Here is a 14,704-nt window from a genome sequence, read left to right as displayed (position 1 = left end):
TCCTCGCTTTATTTACGTTCGACTTCTTTCATGATGAACGCTTCAATAACGTCCTCCACTTTAATGTCGTCGAACTTCTCTACTTTAATCCCACACTCGTAACCTGTCGCGACTTCTTTGACGTCGTCTTTGAAGCGGCGAAGCGTATCGAGTTTTCCTTCGTACACAACAATCCCGTTACGGATGATGCGGACGCCGGCATCGCGTGAGATTTTACCTTCTGTGACGTAACAACCTGCGATTGTACCGACTTTCGAGACTTTGAAGACGTCACGGACTTCAACTTGTCCTGTAATCTCTTCAACGAACTCAGGGTCGAGCATCCCTTTCATCGCGCTCTCGATTTCATCGATTGCGTTATAGATGATGCGGTGGAGACGCATCTCAACATGCTCTTGCTCGGCCATCGATCGGGCGTTACCGTCTGGGCGGACGTTGAATCCGATGATGATCGCATTGGCCGCCGAAGCGAGAATGACGTCACCTTCTGTGATCGCACCGACACCTTGGTGGACGATGTTGATTTTGACGCCTGCGACGTCGATTTTACGGAGTGAACCAGCGAGTGCTTCAGCCGAACCTTGAACGTCCGCTTTGATGATGACGTTCAAATCTTTGACTTCACCTTCTTGAATGCGGCTGAACAAGTCGTCGAGACTAACTTTCGCCGATTCGCGACGCTGTGATTCGAGGTAACGTTGGTAACGTTTTTCTCCGATCGCACGTGCTTTCTTCTCATCTTCAAACACGATGAACTGGTCACCGGCTTGTGGGACATCGTTCAGTCCTGTAATCTCGATTGGCGTCGATGGACCAACTTCTTTCACACGACGACCGATATCGTTGACCATGGCCCGGACGCGTCCGAACGTGCTACCGACGACGATCGAGTCACCAATCCGGAGTGTCCCGTGTTGAACGAGAAGCGTAGCGACAGGACCGCGACCTTTGTCGAGCTTCGCTTCGATAACCGAACCGCGAGCTGGCATTTCAGGCGTCGACTTGTACTCTTCGACTTCCGAAACGAGTAAGATCATCTCGAGCAATTCATCGATCCCCTCGTCTTTCAAAGCTGAGATTGGCACGAAGATTGTCTCGCCGCCCCACTCTTCCGGTACAAGACCGAACTCTGTCAATTCTTGTTTGACGCGGTCAGGGTTTGCGCCCTCTTTATCCATTTTGTTCACAGCGACGATAATCGGCACGTTTGCCGCTTTCGCGTGTGAGATGGCTTCTTCTGTCTGTGGCATGACGCCGTCATCCGCTGCGACAACGATAATCGCGATATCCGTCACTTCGGCTCCACGTGCACGCATCGTCGTAAAGGCGGCGTGACCTGGTGTGTCGAGGAACGTGATCTTTTTATCGTTGACTTCAACTTGATAAGCACCGATGTGCTGCGTGATCCCGCCGGCTTCACCAGCAACGACTTTCGTGTTGCGGATCGAGTCAAGAAGGGTTGTCTTACCGTGGTCGACGTGACCCATGATTGTGACGACAGCTGGACGCTCGACAAGCTCATACGGAGAGAAGTCGATTTCTACTTCTTCGAAGTCCGTCTCGTCGATGAGGACTTCTTTCTCGACTTCGTAGCCAAATTCAGTTGCAAGCAACTCAATCGTCTCGTCGTCAAGTGTTTGGTTGATTGTCGCCATGACACCAAGACCCATCAACTTCATGATGATCTCGTTTGGCTTTTTATCCATCTTCGCAGCGAGGTCCGATACGCTGAGGACATCATCGTACTTGATGACGTTGCCCATTTCAGACTCTTGCGCTAAACGAGCTGCTTTACGCTGACTCGTTTTCGAATTTGGATCCGCTTCTAATGGCACGGCTGCTTTCGCAGGCTTGCCTTTGAATTTACCACCGCGCTTTTTGTTGCGGTTGTCGTTGCGGTTGTTACCGAAGCGGTTGCCACCACGGTTGCCCGCTTGGTTGCTTTGACCGCTAGACGCTTGTGGGCGAGCTTTCGGTGCTTCTTGCTTGGCAGCAGGTTTCGACTCGGCAGCCTTCGTTTCAGCTGGTTTCGTGGCAGCTGGTTTTTCTTGTTTGTCAGCCGAACGGTATTTCTCAGGATTGAAGACACGGTCGAGTTGCTTGACCGATTCCTCATCTAAGACAGCCATGTGGTTTTTCACTGGCTTGTTCATTTTCTCGAGTTGAGTAATGACTTGTTTACTTGTTACATTCTGTTCTTTTGCAAATTCATAGACGCGTTTTCCCAAAGCATCCACCTCCGTTAATAGTTAAGAGAGAAGTTGCTTAAGCTTGTTCGCAAATCCGGATTCTGTCACAGACACGACGACTCGCATGTCTTTACCTAAAGCAGCCCCGATCGTATATCGGTCGCTTACTTCAATCAATGGAACACCATACGATGTACACTTGTCGGTAACCCGTTTTCTCGTAGACGCTCCCGCATCTCCGGCAAGGATGACAAGCTTGGCTCGGCCAGCTCGCACATCCTTCAACACAAACTCTTCTCCCATCGTTACTTTCCTCGCCCGTGCGGCGAGGCCTAACAATGATTCCCACTGACTCATGATTCGGCACCTGTAACAGCTTGAAGCAGCTGCTCATAAAGCGCGTCACTCGTCTTGACTTTTAAATGATGATCGAGTGTCCGTTTTTTCTCTGCTAAACGAATCACATCCGCATCTTTCGACAAATACGCCCCTCGTCCGTTCAATTTACCGGACGTATCGATGACGACATCGCCTTCCGGCGTCCGAACGACACGAATCAACGCTTGTTTCGGTAACATTTCTTGCGTGACCACACACTTGCGCAAAGGAAGTTTCTTTTGCTTCATGGTCATTCCTCTTCTTTCACCGTTGTCGGCTCAAGGGCGACGTCAACCGAGTCAGTCTGTTCCATTTCATTGTGAACAATTTCTGGCTCCGGTTCAACTTTTTCGGCGTACGTATCATACAAATCCATGCCTTCTGCATCCGTCTCGCTCTTGATATCGATTTTCCACCCTGTCAATTTCGCAGCAAGACGCGCGTTTTGACCGCGCTTCCCGATGGCGAGTGACAACTGATAGTCAGGTACGACGACAGTCGTCGATTTATTTGGTTCATTGACGTACACGTCAACGACTTGAGCCGGGCTGAGTGCGTTTTTCACGAACTCTTTCGGATCGTTCGACCAACGAACGATATCGATTTTCTCGCCGTTGAGTTCATCGACGATTGTTTGGACACGTTGCCCTTTCGGACCGACACATGCGCCGACCGGATCGACAATGTCTGAATGAACAGCAATCTTCGAGCGATCGCCCGCTTCACGTGAGACCGACATGACATCGACCGTACCACTCGCGATTTCTGGTACTTCAAGCTCGAACAAACGACGCAACAGACCTGGATGCGTCCGCGAGACTTGAATGGCTGCGCCAGACCCTTTCGTCGTCGAATCGACTTTCGTCACGTAAACCTTGATACGGTCATGAATCTGGTACGATTCATTTGGCATCTGCTCGTTCGGAGTAAGTACCGCTTCGATATTGTTTTCAAGACCGATATACAAGTTGCGTGGGTCGAACCGTTCCACAATCCCCGTCATGATCTCGTCTTCTTTATCGACGAAGTGATTATAGATCCGCTCGCGCTCGGCTTCACGCATCTTTTGCGTGACGACTTGCTTCGCTGTCATCGCCGCGACACGACCGAAGTCGCTCGGTGTGACTTCTTCTTTATGGAAGTCTCCTAGCTCGTAGTTCGGGTCAATCTCATGCGCTTCTTCGAGCGACAACTGTTGCTCGGGATGCGAGAGACGTTCAACGACTTCGAGAAGTGCGAAGACACGAATATCACCTGTCACTTGGTCGAATTCAACTTTTACGTTTTCATTCGGGTTGGCGACGTTTCGGCGATATGCTGAAATGAGCGCCTGCTCAAGCGCATCGATGATAATCTCCTTCTCGATTCCTTTTTCGTTAGCAATCTGTTCGATTGTTGTGAGTAATTGTGGCCCCATCTTTACCTCTCCTTAACTAAACGTGACCGCTAGGCGGGCTTGTGCAATTTTGTCTACCGGTAGCGATATCGCTTTTTTTCTTGTCTTGATGCGCGTCTCGACGACGGCCGTCTCGCCGTCATATTCCGTTAAAATGCCTTCGAACTCTTTGGCACCTTCGATTGGGGCAAACGTCTTGATATAGACGTTCTTTCCAATCGCACGTTCAAAGTCGGTCGGCTTTTTCAGTGGTCGCTCGGCACCGGGACTCGAGACGTCAAGATAATAGGCTTGTTCGATCGGATCGCTATCGTTTAGTTTTTCCGAGAGTTGTTCGTTGATGTTGACGCAATCATCTAAATCGACGCCCCCCGGCTTGTCGATATAGACGCGCAAGAACCAATCTGGTCCTTCTTTCACGAATTCGACATCGACCAATTCCATGTTCTCACGTTCCACGATCGGCAACGCGATCGCTTCGACGACTTCTGTTATTTTGGACACTCTCATCCCTCCTTCTGGCTTTTACATACAAGAAAGGAGTAGGGTTCCCTACTCCTTTCCGTCGTAGTATCCAACATTGTTCGATACCAATATATCATATTTTCCCGGTTTTTCGCAACTTACACCCCAAAATCAAAGAACGAGAGTTGGTTCTCATCCGGCAAGCCTTCGAGACATTTCATCGTATCGAGCGTCTCGACGATCGTCTTCGACAATTTGGCCCGCTTGCGCAAGTCTTCTTTCGACAAAAACTGCCCTTCCGCCCTCGCTTCGACGATGGCTTTCGCCGCGTTCGTCCCGAGACCATCGACCGCATTGAACGGCGGGATGAGCGTGTTCCCTTCAATCAAGAATTCCGTCGCACTCGAGCGATACAAATCGATGTTTTGGAACTTCATGCCGCGCTCTAACATCTCAAGCGCGAGTTCGAGCACGGTATGAAGCCCTTTGTCTTTCGCCGTTGCCTCGAAACCTTTTTCACGAATATCCGACATCGCCTTGCGTACGGCCTGTGATCCTTTGATCATTGCCGACAAATCGAAGTCGCCGGCCCGGACCGTGAAGTATGTCGCATAATACAAAATCGGGTGATGGACTTTGAAATAGGCGATGCGGACGGCCATGAGCACATACGCCGTGGCATGCGCTTTCGGGAACATGTACTTAATTTTCTTACAAGACGAGATATACCATTCCGGAACATCGTTGGCCCGCATCTCCGTCTCCATATCTTCCGATAAGCCTTTCCCTTTTCGCACCGACTCCATGATTTTGAAGGCGAACGACGGTTCAAGACCGGCATAAATCAAGTAGACCATGATGTCGTCACGACAACCGATCACGTCTTTCAGTTCACACGTCCCGTTGTAGATGAGCTCGTTGGCGTTGCCGATCCAAACATCGGTCCCGTGGGACAGTCCCGAGATTTGAACGAGTTCAGAGAACGTCGACGGTTTCGTCTCTTCTAGCATTTGGCGGACGAACTTCGTCCCAAACTCCGGAATACCGAGTGTTCCCGTCTTCGATTCGATTTGTTCAGGGGTGACGCCGAGTACTTCCGGCGACGAAAAGATTTTCATCACGGTCGGATCGTCCGTCGGGATCGTCTTCGGATCGATCCCCGACAAATCTTGCAACATCCGGATGGCGGTCGGGTCATCGTGCCCGAGAATATCAAGTTTGAGCAAGTTGTCGTGAATCGAGTGGAAGTCGAAGTGGGTCGTCTTCCATTCGGACGATTTATCGTCGGCCGGATATTGAATCGGTGAGATTTCGGCGATGTCCATATAATCCGGGACGACGATGATGCCCCCCGGGTGTTGCCCGGACGTCCGTTTGACGCCGGTGACGCCCGAGACGAGCCGATCAACCTCGGCGTTCCGGTAAATCTTATCGTTCTCGGTCGCATACCCTTTCACGTAACCGTACGCCGTCTTGTCCGCGATCGTTCCAATTGTCCCGGCACGGTACACGTAATCTTCCCCGAACAATACTTTCGTATAAGCGTGGGCATGCGGTTGATATTCACCCGAGAAGTTCAAGTCGATATCCGGGACCTTGTCCCCTTTGAAGCCAAGGAACGTCTCGAACGGGATATCATGTCCGTCTTTCGTATACCACGTCCCACACTCCGGACATTGTTTGTCCGGAAGGTCATACCCGGACCCGACCGAACCGTCATTGAAGAAATGCGAATGTTGGCACTTCGGACAGACGTAATGCGGCGGGAGCGGATTGACCTCGGTGATCTCGGTCATCGTTGCGACGAAACTTGAACCGACCGAACCGCGTGAACCGACGAGATAACCGTCGTCGAGCGATTTCTTGACGAGCTTATGCGAAATCAAATAGATGACCGCAAAGCCGTGTCCGATAATCGATTTCAATTCTTTCTCGAGCCGGGCCTCGACGATCTCAGGCAGTTCTTCGCCGTAAATCGAACGCGCCATGTCGTAACTCATGTTCCGGACCTCATCGTCCGCCCCTTCAATCTTCGGTGTGTACAAATCGTCAGGAATGATTTGAATCGACTCGATTTGATCGGCGATTGCATTCGGGTTTGTGATGACGATTTCGAGGGCGAGGTCGTCACCGAGAAACTTGAACTCTTCCATCATCTCTTTCGTCGTGCGGAAATGAGCGTGCGGCAATTCTTTCCGCGTATTGATGAAGTTGGCGCCGCCTTGCGTCCGAATCAAAATCTCGCGATACGAGCGATCCGTCCGGTCGAGATAGTGGACGTTTCCGGTCGCACAGACCGGAAGGCCGGCTTGACCGGCGACGCGAATGATTCGCTTGATGATTTCTCGCAATTCGAGTTCGTTGGCGACAATCTCTTTATCGATCAAATGCATATAGAGCGCCGGGGGATGAATCTCGATGAAGTCGTAGAACGCCATCATCTTCTCAAGCTCTTCGTCTGACTTGTTCAGGGCGGCATCAAAAATCTCACCGTTGTCACACGCCGAACCGATCAAGAGACCCTCACGACGTTTAATAATCTCCGAACGTGGCATCCTGGCCATCCGGAACAAGTAATCGATGTGGGACAACGAGATCAACTCGTACAAATGACGCAGCCCCGGTTTTTTCGTCTTCGCATAAATTGTCGCATGGAACGGACGGATCTTCGAGACGTCGCTCCCGACTTTCGCATTCAACGAGCGATGCGTCTGCATCTCAAACATCTGTTTGGCAAGTTCGAGCAGTTTCATGAGCAGGTACGCTGTCGCCTCGGCATCATAGATGGCCCGGTGATGTTGCGTCAACTCGATATCAAATCGCTTCGCGAGCGTGTTGAGACGGTGATTCTTGAGCGTCGGCAAAATCGTCCGGGCGAGCTCGAGCGTATCGATGACCGGATAGTCATCCGGCTCGTGACCACCGCTCCGCAGCGTCGCTTCAAGGAAGCCCATATCGAACGATGCGTTGTGGGCGACAAGAATGCCGTCCTCGCACCAGTCAACGAACTGTTTGGCGATGACTTCAGGATCGGGCTGACCATGGACCATATCGTCCGTGATGCCCGTCAATTCGATCGTCGTGGCCGAGAGTGGATGCTTTGGATCGGCGAACGCCTCGAACCGGTCGATGATTTCACTACCTTTGATTTTGACGCCGGCAAGTTCGATGATTTTGTTGTAGACGGCCGAAAGCCCCGTCGTCTCGACGTCAAAGACGACATATGTCGCATCGTCGAGCGGGACATCGGTCGGATGATACGCGACCGGAACCCCGTCATTGACGACGTTCGCTTCGACGCCAAAAAGCACTTTGATGTCATTTTTCTTCCCGGCATAGTATGCCTCTGGGAAAGACTGGACACCCGCGTGATCGGTGATGGCGATGGCGCGATGGCCCCATTTCGCCGCCCGGGCGACGAGCGCTGATACGTTCGTGACCGCGTCCATCTGACTCATCTGCGTATGGGCGTGCAGTTCGACGCGTTTCTCACCGGCCCACTCGTCCCGGACCGGTTCGACTTTCACTTCTTGCAGTTGCGATGCCATCATGCACAGTTCGCGCATGAAGCTATCATCCTCGACCCGGCCGGCCGCTTGAATCCACATCCCTTTTTTGACGGCGCTCAGCATTCGGTCATCGTCGTCATCACGTGCGAACACTTTGACGATGAGTGAATCGGTATAGTCGGTCATCTTGAATGTGAATAGTTTTTTCCCGCTCTTCAGTTCTTTCCGTTCGGCCGAGAAGACGAGACCACGGATGGCGACGCGTCGTTCTTCTTCGATAATCGTCTTGATTGGGACGATCTCGTCTTTAATCAACGCGCCCATCCGGACCTCGGTGACCGGTTCGTCGTTCGTCTCGGTCGCCTTGGCAAATTGCGCCGCGAGTGCGAGTTTCGCCTGTTCCAAATCTTCTTGGACGACTTGTTCACGGAGCACTTGGTTCGCTTCTTCATTCTCCGAGAATAGCGCTTGACAAGGTTTCTTCATGAACCCATAAGCGCTATAGAGCGCCTGGACTTCTTGGCATAACTCTTTATCGACATAGTTCGCCTCAGGGGCCGAGCGCACCGGGATGAGCAATTTGTTCTGCTCGAAGCGCGGTGCGACCGATGCGAAATAACTACGCATCGCACCCGACACTTGACTGAGTTCACTGACGATGCGCGGCCAATAGTCGATATAGTCCTGTTCGCCGCCGCCTGACGTCGTCGTGAAACGTGCGTATACCTCGTCCGCGAACGTCGCATAACGGCTCTCGATGCGGCTCATGAACAGTTGATACACTTCATACGGCAACACACGCTCAAGTTGAAAATAAAACGTCCACGTCCGGCGTTGCTTGTTGACGACGAGTCGCGTCAACTCCGCGCCGTCGAACTGATCCGTTTCGGTCGTGATGCCGAGATCGGTCAAGAGCAATTGCATTTTTTGATTAGCTTCCACGGGTAAGAAGTCCCCCCTTTTATCATTCGATGTCGAAAAATGAAGGTGACGGCAAGAAACCGTCACCTTCATCGATCATTTTGCCTCGTTCAGTTGCGCCGTAATCACATGTGGCAACTCATCTACCGTTGTCTCAAGAACTTCGCCAGTGGCACGTAGTTTCACTTCGACGATGCCTTCGTTCGCTTTTTTCCCAACGTTGATGCGGATCGGGAGACCAATCAAGTCAGCATCGGCAAACTTGACGCCGGCCCGTTCTTTACGGTCATCATACAACACATCGTACGTCGACGACAGTTCATCGTACAAGCGGTTCGCCAGTTCAAGTTGCGCCTCGTCTTTCGTGTTGATCGCAATCAAATGTACGTCGAACGGAGCGATGCTCTTCGGCCAGACGATACCGCGATCGTCATGATGTTGCTCGATGACAGCCGATAGCGTCCGCGAGACGCCGATGCCGTAACAACCCATGATGAGCGGTTCGGCCCGACCTTCTTCATTCAAGAACGTCGCGCCCATCGCTTCTGAATAGCGCGTGCCGAGCTTGAACACTTGTCCGACTTCGATCCCGCGTGCGAAACGGACCGGACCCGACTCGTCAGGTGCCATGTCGCCTTCGACGACGAAACGCAAGTCATGATACGTCAAGTGCGACAAGTCGCGCTCGGCGTTGACGTGGGTATAGTGGGTGTTCGCCTTGTTGGCACCACATACCGCGTCGACCAAATATTTGACGGCATAGTCGGCGACGACTTTGACTGGTGCTTGGATCGGTCCGAGCGTGCCCGGATCACAGCCGAACAAGTCGATAATCGTCGCTTCTTCTTCCATTTGGATATCGAGACCGCCGAGGGCGTTCTTCACTTTGACGTCGTTCGCTTCGTGATCGCCGCGAACGATCGCCATGACCGTTTCCCCATCGACGTTGAAGAGGACAGATTTGATGGTCGTCTTCGGATCGATGTTTAAGAAGCGGGCCACGTCTTCAATCGTCTTGTTATCTTTCGTATCGACTTGATCGAGCGCCTGTACTTCGCCCGCCTGCATCTCATAGCGGTCGAGCGTTTCCGCCATCTCAATATTGGCCGCATAGTTCGACGTGTCCGTGTAGACGATTGTGTCTTCACCGATTTCGGCGAGCGCTTGAAACTCGTGCGTGTCTTTCCCGCCGATGGCACCCGAATCGGCCACGACTGGACGATATTTCAAGCCGACGCGGTCAAAGATGTTGGAGTAGGCGTTATACATATTTTTGTACTCTTCGTCCAAATCATCCTGTGTCGCGTGGAACGAATACGAGTCTTTCATCAAGAACTCACGGCCCCGGAGCAATCCGAAACGCGGACGACGTTCGTCGCGATACTTCGTTTGAATCTGATACAAGTTGACCGGCAACTTTTTGTAAGAATTGAGTTCATCACGCACGATTGACGTGATGAGTTCCTCATGGGTCGCACCGAGTGCGAAACGACGGTCATGACGGTCCGTCAATCGCATCAATTCTGGACCATAAATGCCCCAGCGTCCCGTTTCTTCCCATAGTTCAGCCGGTTGAATCGCAGGCATGAGCAACTCTTGCGCTCCGGCCCGGTTCATCTCTTCGCGGATAATCGTTTGGATATTGTGTAATACGCGATGGCCGAGTGGGAGATATGAATAAATCCCGGCGGCGTTTTGGCGCATGAAGCCCCCACGGACGAGAAGCTGATGGCTAATGGCTTCCGCATCGGCCGGCACTTCTCTTAATGTAGGCATGAACAGTCTCGATTGTTTCATAGGTATCAACGTTTCCCTTCTGTAACTCGATTGGATCTAATTATTTAAAGAATGATTGGATATCATTCCAGGTGACAATCAACATGAGCAGCATGAGCAAGGCGAACCCGATAAAGTGGACGAAGCCCTCCTTTTTCGGGTCCATCGGCCGTCCGCGTACCGCTTCGAACAAGAGGAAGAGGAGTCGTCCTCCATCGAGCGCCGGGAGCGGCAACAAGTTGAAGATGGCCAAGTTGACGGATAGAAGTGCCGTCCAGTTGAGGAGCATGATCAGCCCGCTCGCCGCCACTTCGTCGGTCATGCGGACGATTCCGACCGGTCCGGCCAATTGATCGACGCCGACTTGTCCCGTCACCAAATCACCGACCGCTGAGAAGATGAGCGTCGACATCGTCCACGTCGTCTCGGCCCCGGTCGTGAAAGCTTTCGTCGGTGAACGCTCGAGCGCGTTCGTCACGCCTAAAATCCCGACGGTCTCACCGTTTTGTTCGATTGCTTGAGGAGTGAGCGTCACGGTTTGTTCTGCATCATCCCGAATATAGGTTACTTCCGTTGGCGTATCAGCCCGGTCAGCGAGCACCGTCCGGAGGTCGAGCCAATTATCGATCGGTTGTCCTTCGATGGAGACAATTTCGTCACCCGTCATGAGTCCCGCTTGATCGGCAGCCGAATCCGGCTGCACGGTCCCGATTTGTCCATCGTCCGTCGGTGTCCCTTGGACGAGACCGACGATGACGAGCAAGATGAAGGCAAGGACGAAGTTCATCGCCGGGCCGGCTGCAATCGCGAGCACGCGTTTCCATACCGATTGCGCTCCAAACGTGCGATCGTACGGGGCAATTTGAATTTCCATACCTTGGTCGACGAGGAGCGTGTCCCGTTCAAGTGAATAGACACGGACCTCATCATCGACGAGCAATTGGATTTTCAATTCACGAATCGAATCGAACTTATCGACCGTGCCGACGACGTGCACATCTTTTGCCTGATCCGGCTGGAAGTAGACACGATCGACCGTACCGGCATTTGTCAGGCGCAAGCCTACGTGTTGACCGGCTTTCACTTCAATCGGCTCAAAATCTTCTCCGGCCATCTTGACATATCCACCGATTGGCAATAAGCGGATCGTATATAGCGTCTCATTCTTTCGGAACGAAAGGATTTTCGGTCCAAATCCGATTGCAAATTCATGACAGAGAATCCCTGCCCGTTTCGCCATGACGAGGTGTCCCCATTCATGAACCGAAATGAGTACCCCAAACATCAAAACGATGGCGATAAAAGTCGTCATTGTCTATTCCCCACCTTCACTTTCCTTGCTGAATTTGTTCTCGAACCGCTCGGTCGACTTGAAGGATCTCCTCGAGCGTCGGTTCTGCAATTACCGTATGTGTCTCCATCGCCTGTTCGACGATTCGTTCGATATCGAGGAATGCGATTTCCCCGTTCAAGAACAGTGCGACTGCCGCCTCGTTGGCCGCATTGAGCACGGTCGGCATCGAACCACCCGCGCGACCGGCCTCATACGCGAGGCGTAAGGCCGGATAACGCGTCAAGTCCGCTTCTGCGAAGTGAAGCGTTCCGATTTCTCTCAAGTTTAACCGCTTGTTCCCGTCGATTTCAAGACGTTTCGGACCAGAAAGCGCATAGAGGATCGGTCCTCGCATATCTGGATTCCCAAGTTGCGCCATAACGGCGGCATCTTTAAATTCGACCATCGAATGGATAATCGACTCGCGATGAAGCACCACTTCAATATCATTATAATCGATATCGAACAACCAGTGCGCTTCGATGACTTCAAGTCCTTTATTGAACATCGTCGCCGAATCGATCGTGATTTTCGCGCCCATCGACCAGTTCGGATGCGCAAGTGCCTCTGCGACGGTGACGCCTTCTAATTCATCACGCGACTTGTCTCGGAAACTTCCTCCTGACGCCGTCAAAATGATTTTTGAGACGTCCTCTCGGCGTTCACCGTTCAAGCATTGATAAATGGCCGAATGTTCACTGTCGACCGGAAGCAGACTGACACCATGCTTCTTGACGGCCGCTGTGACGAGATGACCCGCCGTGACGAGTGTCTCTTTGTTTGCCAAGGCGATATCTTTCCCTGCCTCGATTGCAGCGAGTGTCGGTTCAAGACCGACTGCACCGACGACAGCTGTGACGACGACATCGGCCCGCTCTGCGGTCGCACATTCGATCAACCCTTCAAGTCCGATAAAAAAGAGTGGTTCGTATGTAAGTCGTGGCTTGAGCTGTTCGAGTACTTCGATATCTTTAGCGGACACGTATTTCGGCCGCAGGCGGTTGATCCATTCCTCGGCTACGTCTACATTTGTTCCGAAGGCATAGGCCTCAAGTTCAAACAAGTCGGGGTGCTGTTCGATGACGTCACATGTCTGTACGCCAATCGATCCAGTCGCCCCGATTAAGCTGATTCGCTTCATCTTGACACTCCTTTATAACAAATTAAATACCCAGATGACCGTGAATACCGCGATCATACTATCAAACCGGTCCAAAATGCCACCGTGTCCCGGCAACAGATGACCCGAATCTTTCACGTTGAATTGACGTTTATACGCCGACTGCACCAAGTCTCCGAGTTGGCCGACGACTGATACGACGACCGCGAGCACGAGTACTTCGAGAATCGGCAGCACTGGTTCGACGAGCACATAGACGAGACCGACGACAATGGCGGACATGATTCCGCCGACCGCCCCTTCGATCGTCTTGTTCGGGCTGATGGACGGCCACAGCTTTGTTTTGCCGATCGCTTTCCCCGTAAAGTAAGCACCCGAATCGGTCGCCCAAATCATGAAGAGGACGAGTAGCACTTTGACGAGCCCATCTTCCGAGAGGCGGACAAGGGCAAAACTGGAAAAACCGATGACGAGATAGACGGCAGATACGAAATAAAAGCTCGCATCTTCATACGTAAATCGATTTTTCGTGACGACCGTCCAAAACAGGAGGAGCATCAATCCGAGAACCATCCATTGATTCGTCGACATCGGTAAATCGCCCATGACAAGCTGCCGCTCGAGCAACATCAATACGAACGGGAATGCCACAAGGAGCGACGTCACGAGGAACGGGAACGCCATCAACTTGTGGTTCCGCATCATCGTGAACTCGCTCAGTCCGATCAAGGCGAGCACACCCATCAAGATGACGAACGGACTGCCGCCAAGGGCGATCAAACTGACAAAAATGGCTCCGGCCCAAAGGCCGGTAATAATTCGAGTTTTCATGTCACACCCCACCAAACCGGCGCGTCCGCGCGTTATACGCTTCAATCGCCTCGACGAAGTGGTCCCGTTTGAACTCAGGCCATAGCACGTCCGTAAAATGAAGTTCGGCGTATGCCCCTTGCCAAAGCAAGAAATTCGAGAGGCGCTGTTCACCGCTCGTCCGGATAATCAAATCAACATCTTGCATGTTTGTCATCAGACGCTGTCCAATCAAGTCGTCATCAATCTCGTCCGGACGAATTTCCCCTGCAGCTACGTCGGTGGCGATGAGTCGCATCGCTCGTACGAGCTCGTCGCGCCCGCCATAGTTCAAGGCGAAAACGAGATCTAACCCCGTATTCGTCGCTGTACGTGTCCGGGCTTCATCGACCGCTTCCCGTGTGCCGCGTGGCAGTTTTGACACATCGCCTGCGACGAGGACACGAACGTTCTGTTCGTCCAGCTCTTTTAAATCGGTCTCTAGAAATTGTTTTGGCAATTTCATCAAGAAGTTGACTTCTTCTTCTGGACGTGTCCAATTCTCCGTCGAAAATGCATACAGCGTCAATGAACGAATACCAAGTTCTTGGGCGGTGCGCACCGCTTCCCGGACCGATTTCATCCCTTCCCGGTGACCCATGATGCGAGGGAGCCCACGTTTCTTCGCCCAACGGCCGTTACCGTCCATGATGATGGCGACGTGTTCGGGAATGCTCAGTTCCGCCTCGGTCTTCGTTTTAGGATTCACCCATTTAAACATACTCTATCCTCCTGATTGTATGAAAGAGGGACCCTCTCAGTAAAAGG

General features: G+C 52.2%; 11 protein-coding genes. All 11 read right to left on the bottom strand.

What is annotated here, in order from left to right; all coding sequences use genetic code 11:
• Window positions 1-8: 8 nt before the first annotated feature.
• Window positions 9-2,228 carry a translation initiation factor IF-2 gene (gene infB / locus EVJ33_RS02070; protein WP_131433984.1) on the bottom strand — a complete coding sequence of 740 codons (2,220 nt, stop codon included), beginning with the start codon at window positions 2,226-2,228 and terminating at the stop codon, window positions 9-11.
• A gap of 21 nt (window positions 2,229-2,249) precedes the next feature.
• Window positions 2,250-2,546 (bottom strand): YlxQ family RNA-binding protein, encoded by a 297-nt coding sequence (locus EVJ33_RS02065; RefSeq protein ID WP_021067159.1) that lies wholly within the window; start codon window positions 2,544-2,546, stop codon window positions 2,250-2,252.
• Complete coding sequence (rnpM, locus tag EVJ33_RS02060; RefSeq protein ID WP_165569410.1) at window positions 2,543-2,821, bottom strand: RNase P modulator RnpM; 279 nt, start codon at window positions 2,819-2,821, stop codon at window positions 2,543-2,545. The genes EVJ33_RS02065 and rnpM overlap by 4 nt, the downstream gene beginning before the upstream one ends.
• On the bottom strand, window positions 2,818-3,984 hold the full coding sequence (nusA, locus tag EVJ33_RS02055; protein WP_034777276.1) for a transcription termination factor NusA: 1,167 nt from the start codon (window positions 3,982-3,984) through the stop codon (window positions 2,818-2,820). Before nusA ends, rnpM begins: the two co-directional genes overlap by 4 nt.
• Window positions 3,985-3,996: 12 nt before the next feature.
• The gene (rimP, locus tag EVJ33_RS02050) at window positions 3,997-4,467 is read right to left on the bottom strand and encodes a ribosome maturation factor RimP (RefSeq protein WP_034777274.1); all 471 of its coding nucleotides are present in this window, start codon (window positions 4,465-4,467) and stop codon (window positions 3,997-3,999) included.
• 119 nt (window positions 4,468-4,586) lie between these two features.
• Window positions 4,587-8,879, bottom strand: a complete 4,293-nt coding sequence (locus EVJ33_RS02045) for a PolC-type DNA polymerase III (RefSeq protein WP_131433982.1) — start codon at window positions 8,877-8,879, stop codon at window positions 4,587-4,589.
• A gap of 75 nt (window positions 8,880-8,954) precedes the next feature.
• Window positions 8,955-10,655 (bottom strand): proline--tRNA ligase, encoded by a 1,701-nt coding sequence (locus EVJ33_RS02040; RefSeq protein WP_131433980.1) that lies wholly within the window; start codon window positions 10,653-10,655, stop codon window positions 8,955-8,957.
• Between the two features lie 40 nt (window positions 10,656-10,695).
• Complete coding sequence (rseP, locus tag EVJ33_RS02035; protein ID WP_131433978.1) at window positions 10,696-11,946, bottom strand: RIP metalloprotease RseP; 1,251 nt, start codon at window positions 11,944-11,946, stop codon at window positions 10,696-10,698.
• Window positions 11,947-11,962: 16 nt separating this feature from the next.
• Window positions 11,963-13,108, bottom strand: coding sequence for a 1-deoxy-D-xylulose-5-phosphate reductoisomerase (gene dxr / locus EVJ33_RS02030; protein ID WP_131433976.1), 1,146 nt, complete (start codon window positions 13,106-13,108; stop codon window positions 11,963-11,965).
• Window positions 13,109-13,120: 12 nt separating this feature from the next.
• On the bottom strand, window positions 13,121-13,918 hold the full coding sequence (locus tag EVJ33_RS02025; protein ID WP_131433974.1) for a phosphatidate cytidylyltransferase: 798 nt from the start codon (window positions 13,916-13,918) through the stop codon (window positions 13,121-13,123).
• Between the two features lies 1 nt (window position 13,919).
• A complete protein-coding gene (locus tag EVJ33_RS02020; RefSeq protein WP_131433972.1) occupies window positions 13,920-14,657 on the bottom strand; it encodes an undecaprenyl pyrophosphate synthase in 738 nt (245 codons plus the stop codon).
• Window positions 14,658-14,704: the final 47 nt, after the last annotated feature.

Origin of the sequence: Exiguobacterium sp. SL-10 (assembly GCF_004337025.1) — a bacterium.
Lineage (GTDB): Bacteria > Bacillota > Bacilli > Exiguobacteriales > Exiguobacteriaceae > Exiguobacterium.
The sequence above is the reverse complement of the archived record's forward strand: the minus strand, read 5'-3'. Positions and strand labels throughout refer to the sequence as shown.

Coding starts and splice junctions, on each gene's coding strand:
- dxr (WP_131433976.1), bottom strand. CDS start 13,108: ATGAAGCGAATCAGCTTAATCGGGGCGACTGGATCGATTGGCGTACAG.
- EVJ33_RS02065 (WP_021067159.1), bottom strand. CDS start 2,546: ATGAGTCAGTGGGAATCATTGTTAGGCCTCGCCGCACGGGCGAGGAAA.
- rnpM (WP_165569410.1), bottom strand. CDS start 2,821: ATGACCATGAAGCAAAAGAAACTTCCTTTGCGCAAGTGTGTGGTCACG.
- EVJ33_RS02025 (WP_131433974.1), bottom strand. CDS start 13,918: ATGAAAACTCGAATTATTACCGGCCTTTGGGCCGGAGCCATTTTTGTC.
- EVJ33_RS02020 (WP_131433972.1), bottom strand. CDS start 14,657: ATGTTTAAATGGGTGAATCCTAAAACGAAGACCGAGGCGGAACTGAGC.
- rseP (WP_131433978.1), bottom strand. CDS start 11,946: ATGACGACTTTTATCGCCATCGTTTTGATGTTTGGGGTACTCATTTCG.
- nusA (WP_034777276.1), bottom strand. CDS start 3,984: ATGGGGCCACAATTACTCACAACAATCGAACAGATTGCTAACGAAAAA.
- EVJ33_RS02040 (WP_131433980.1), bottom strand. CDS start 10,655: ATGAAACAATCGAGACTGTTCATGCCTACATTAAGAGAAGTGCCGGCC.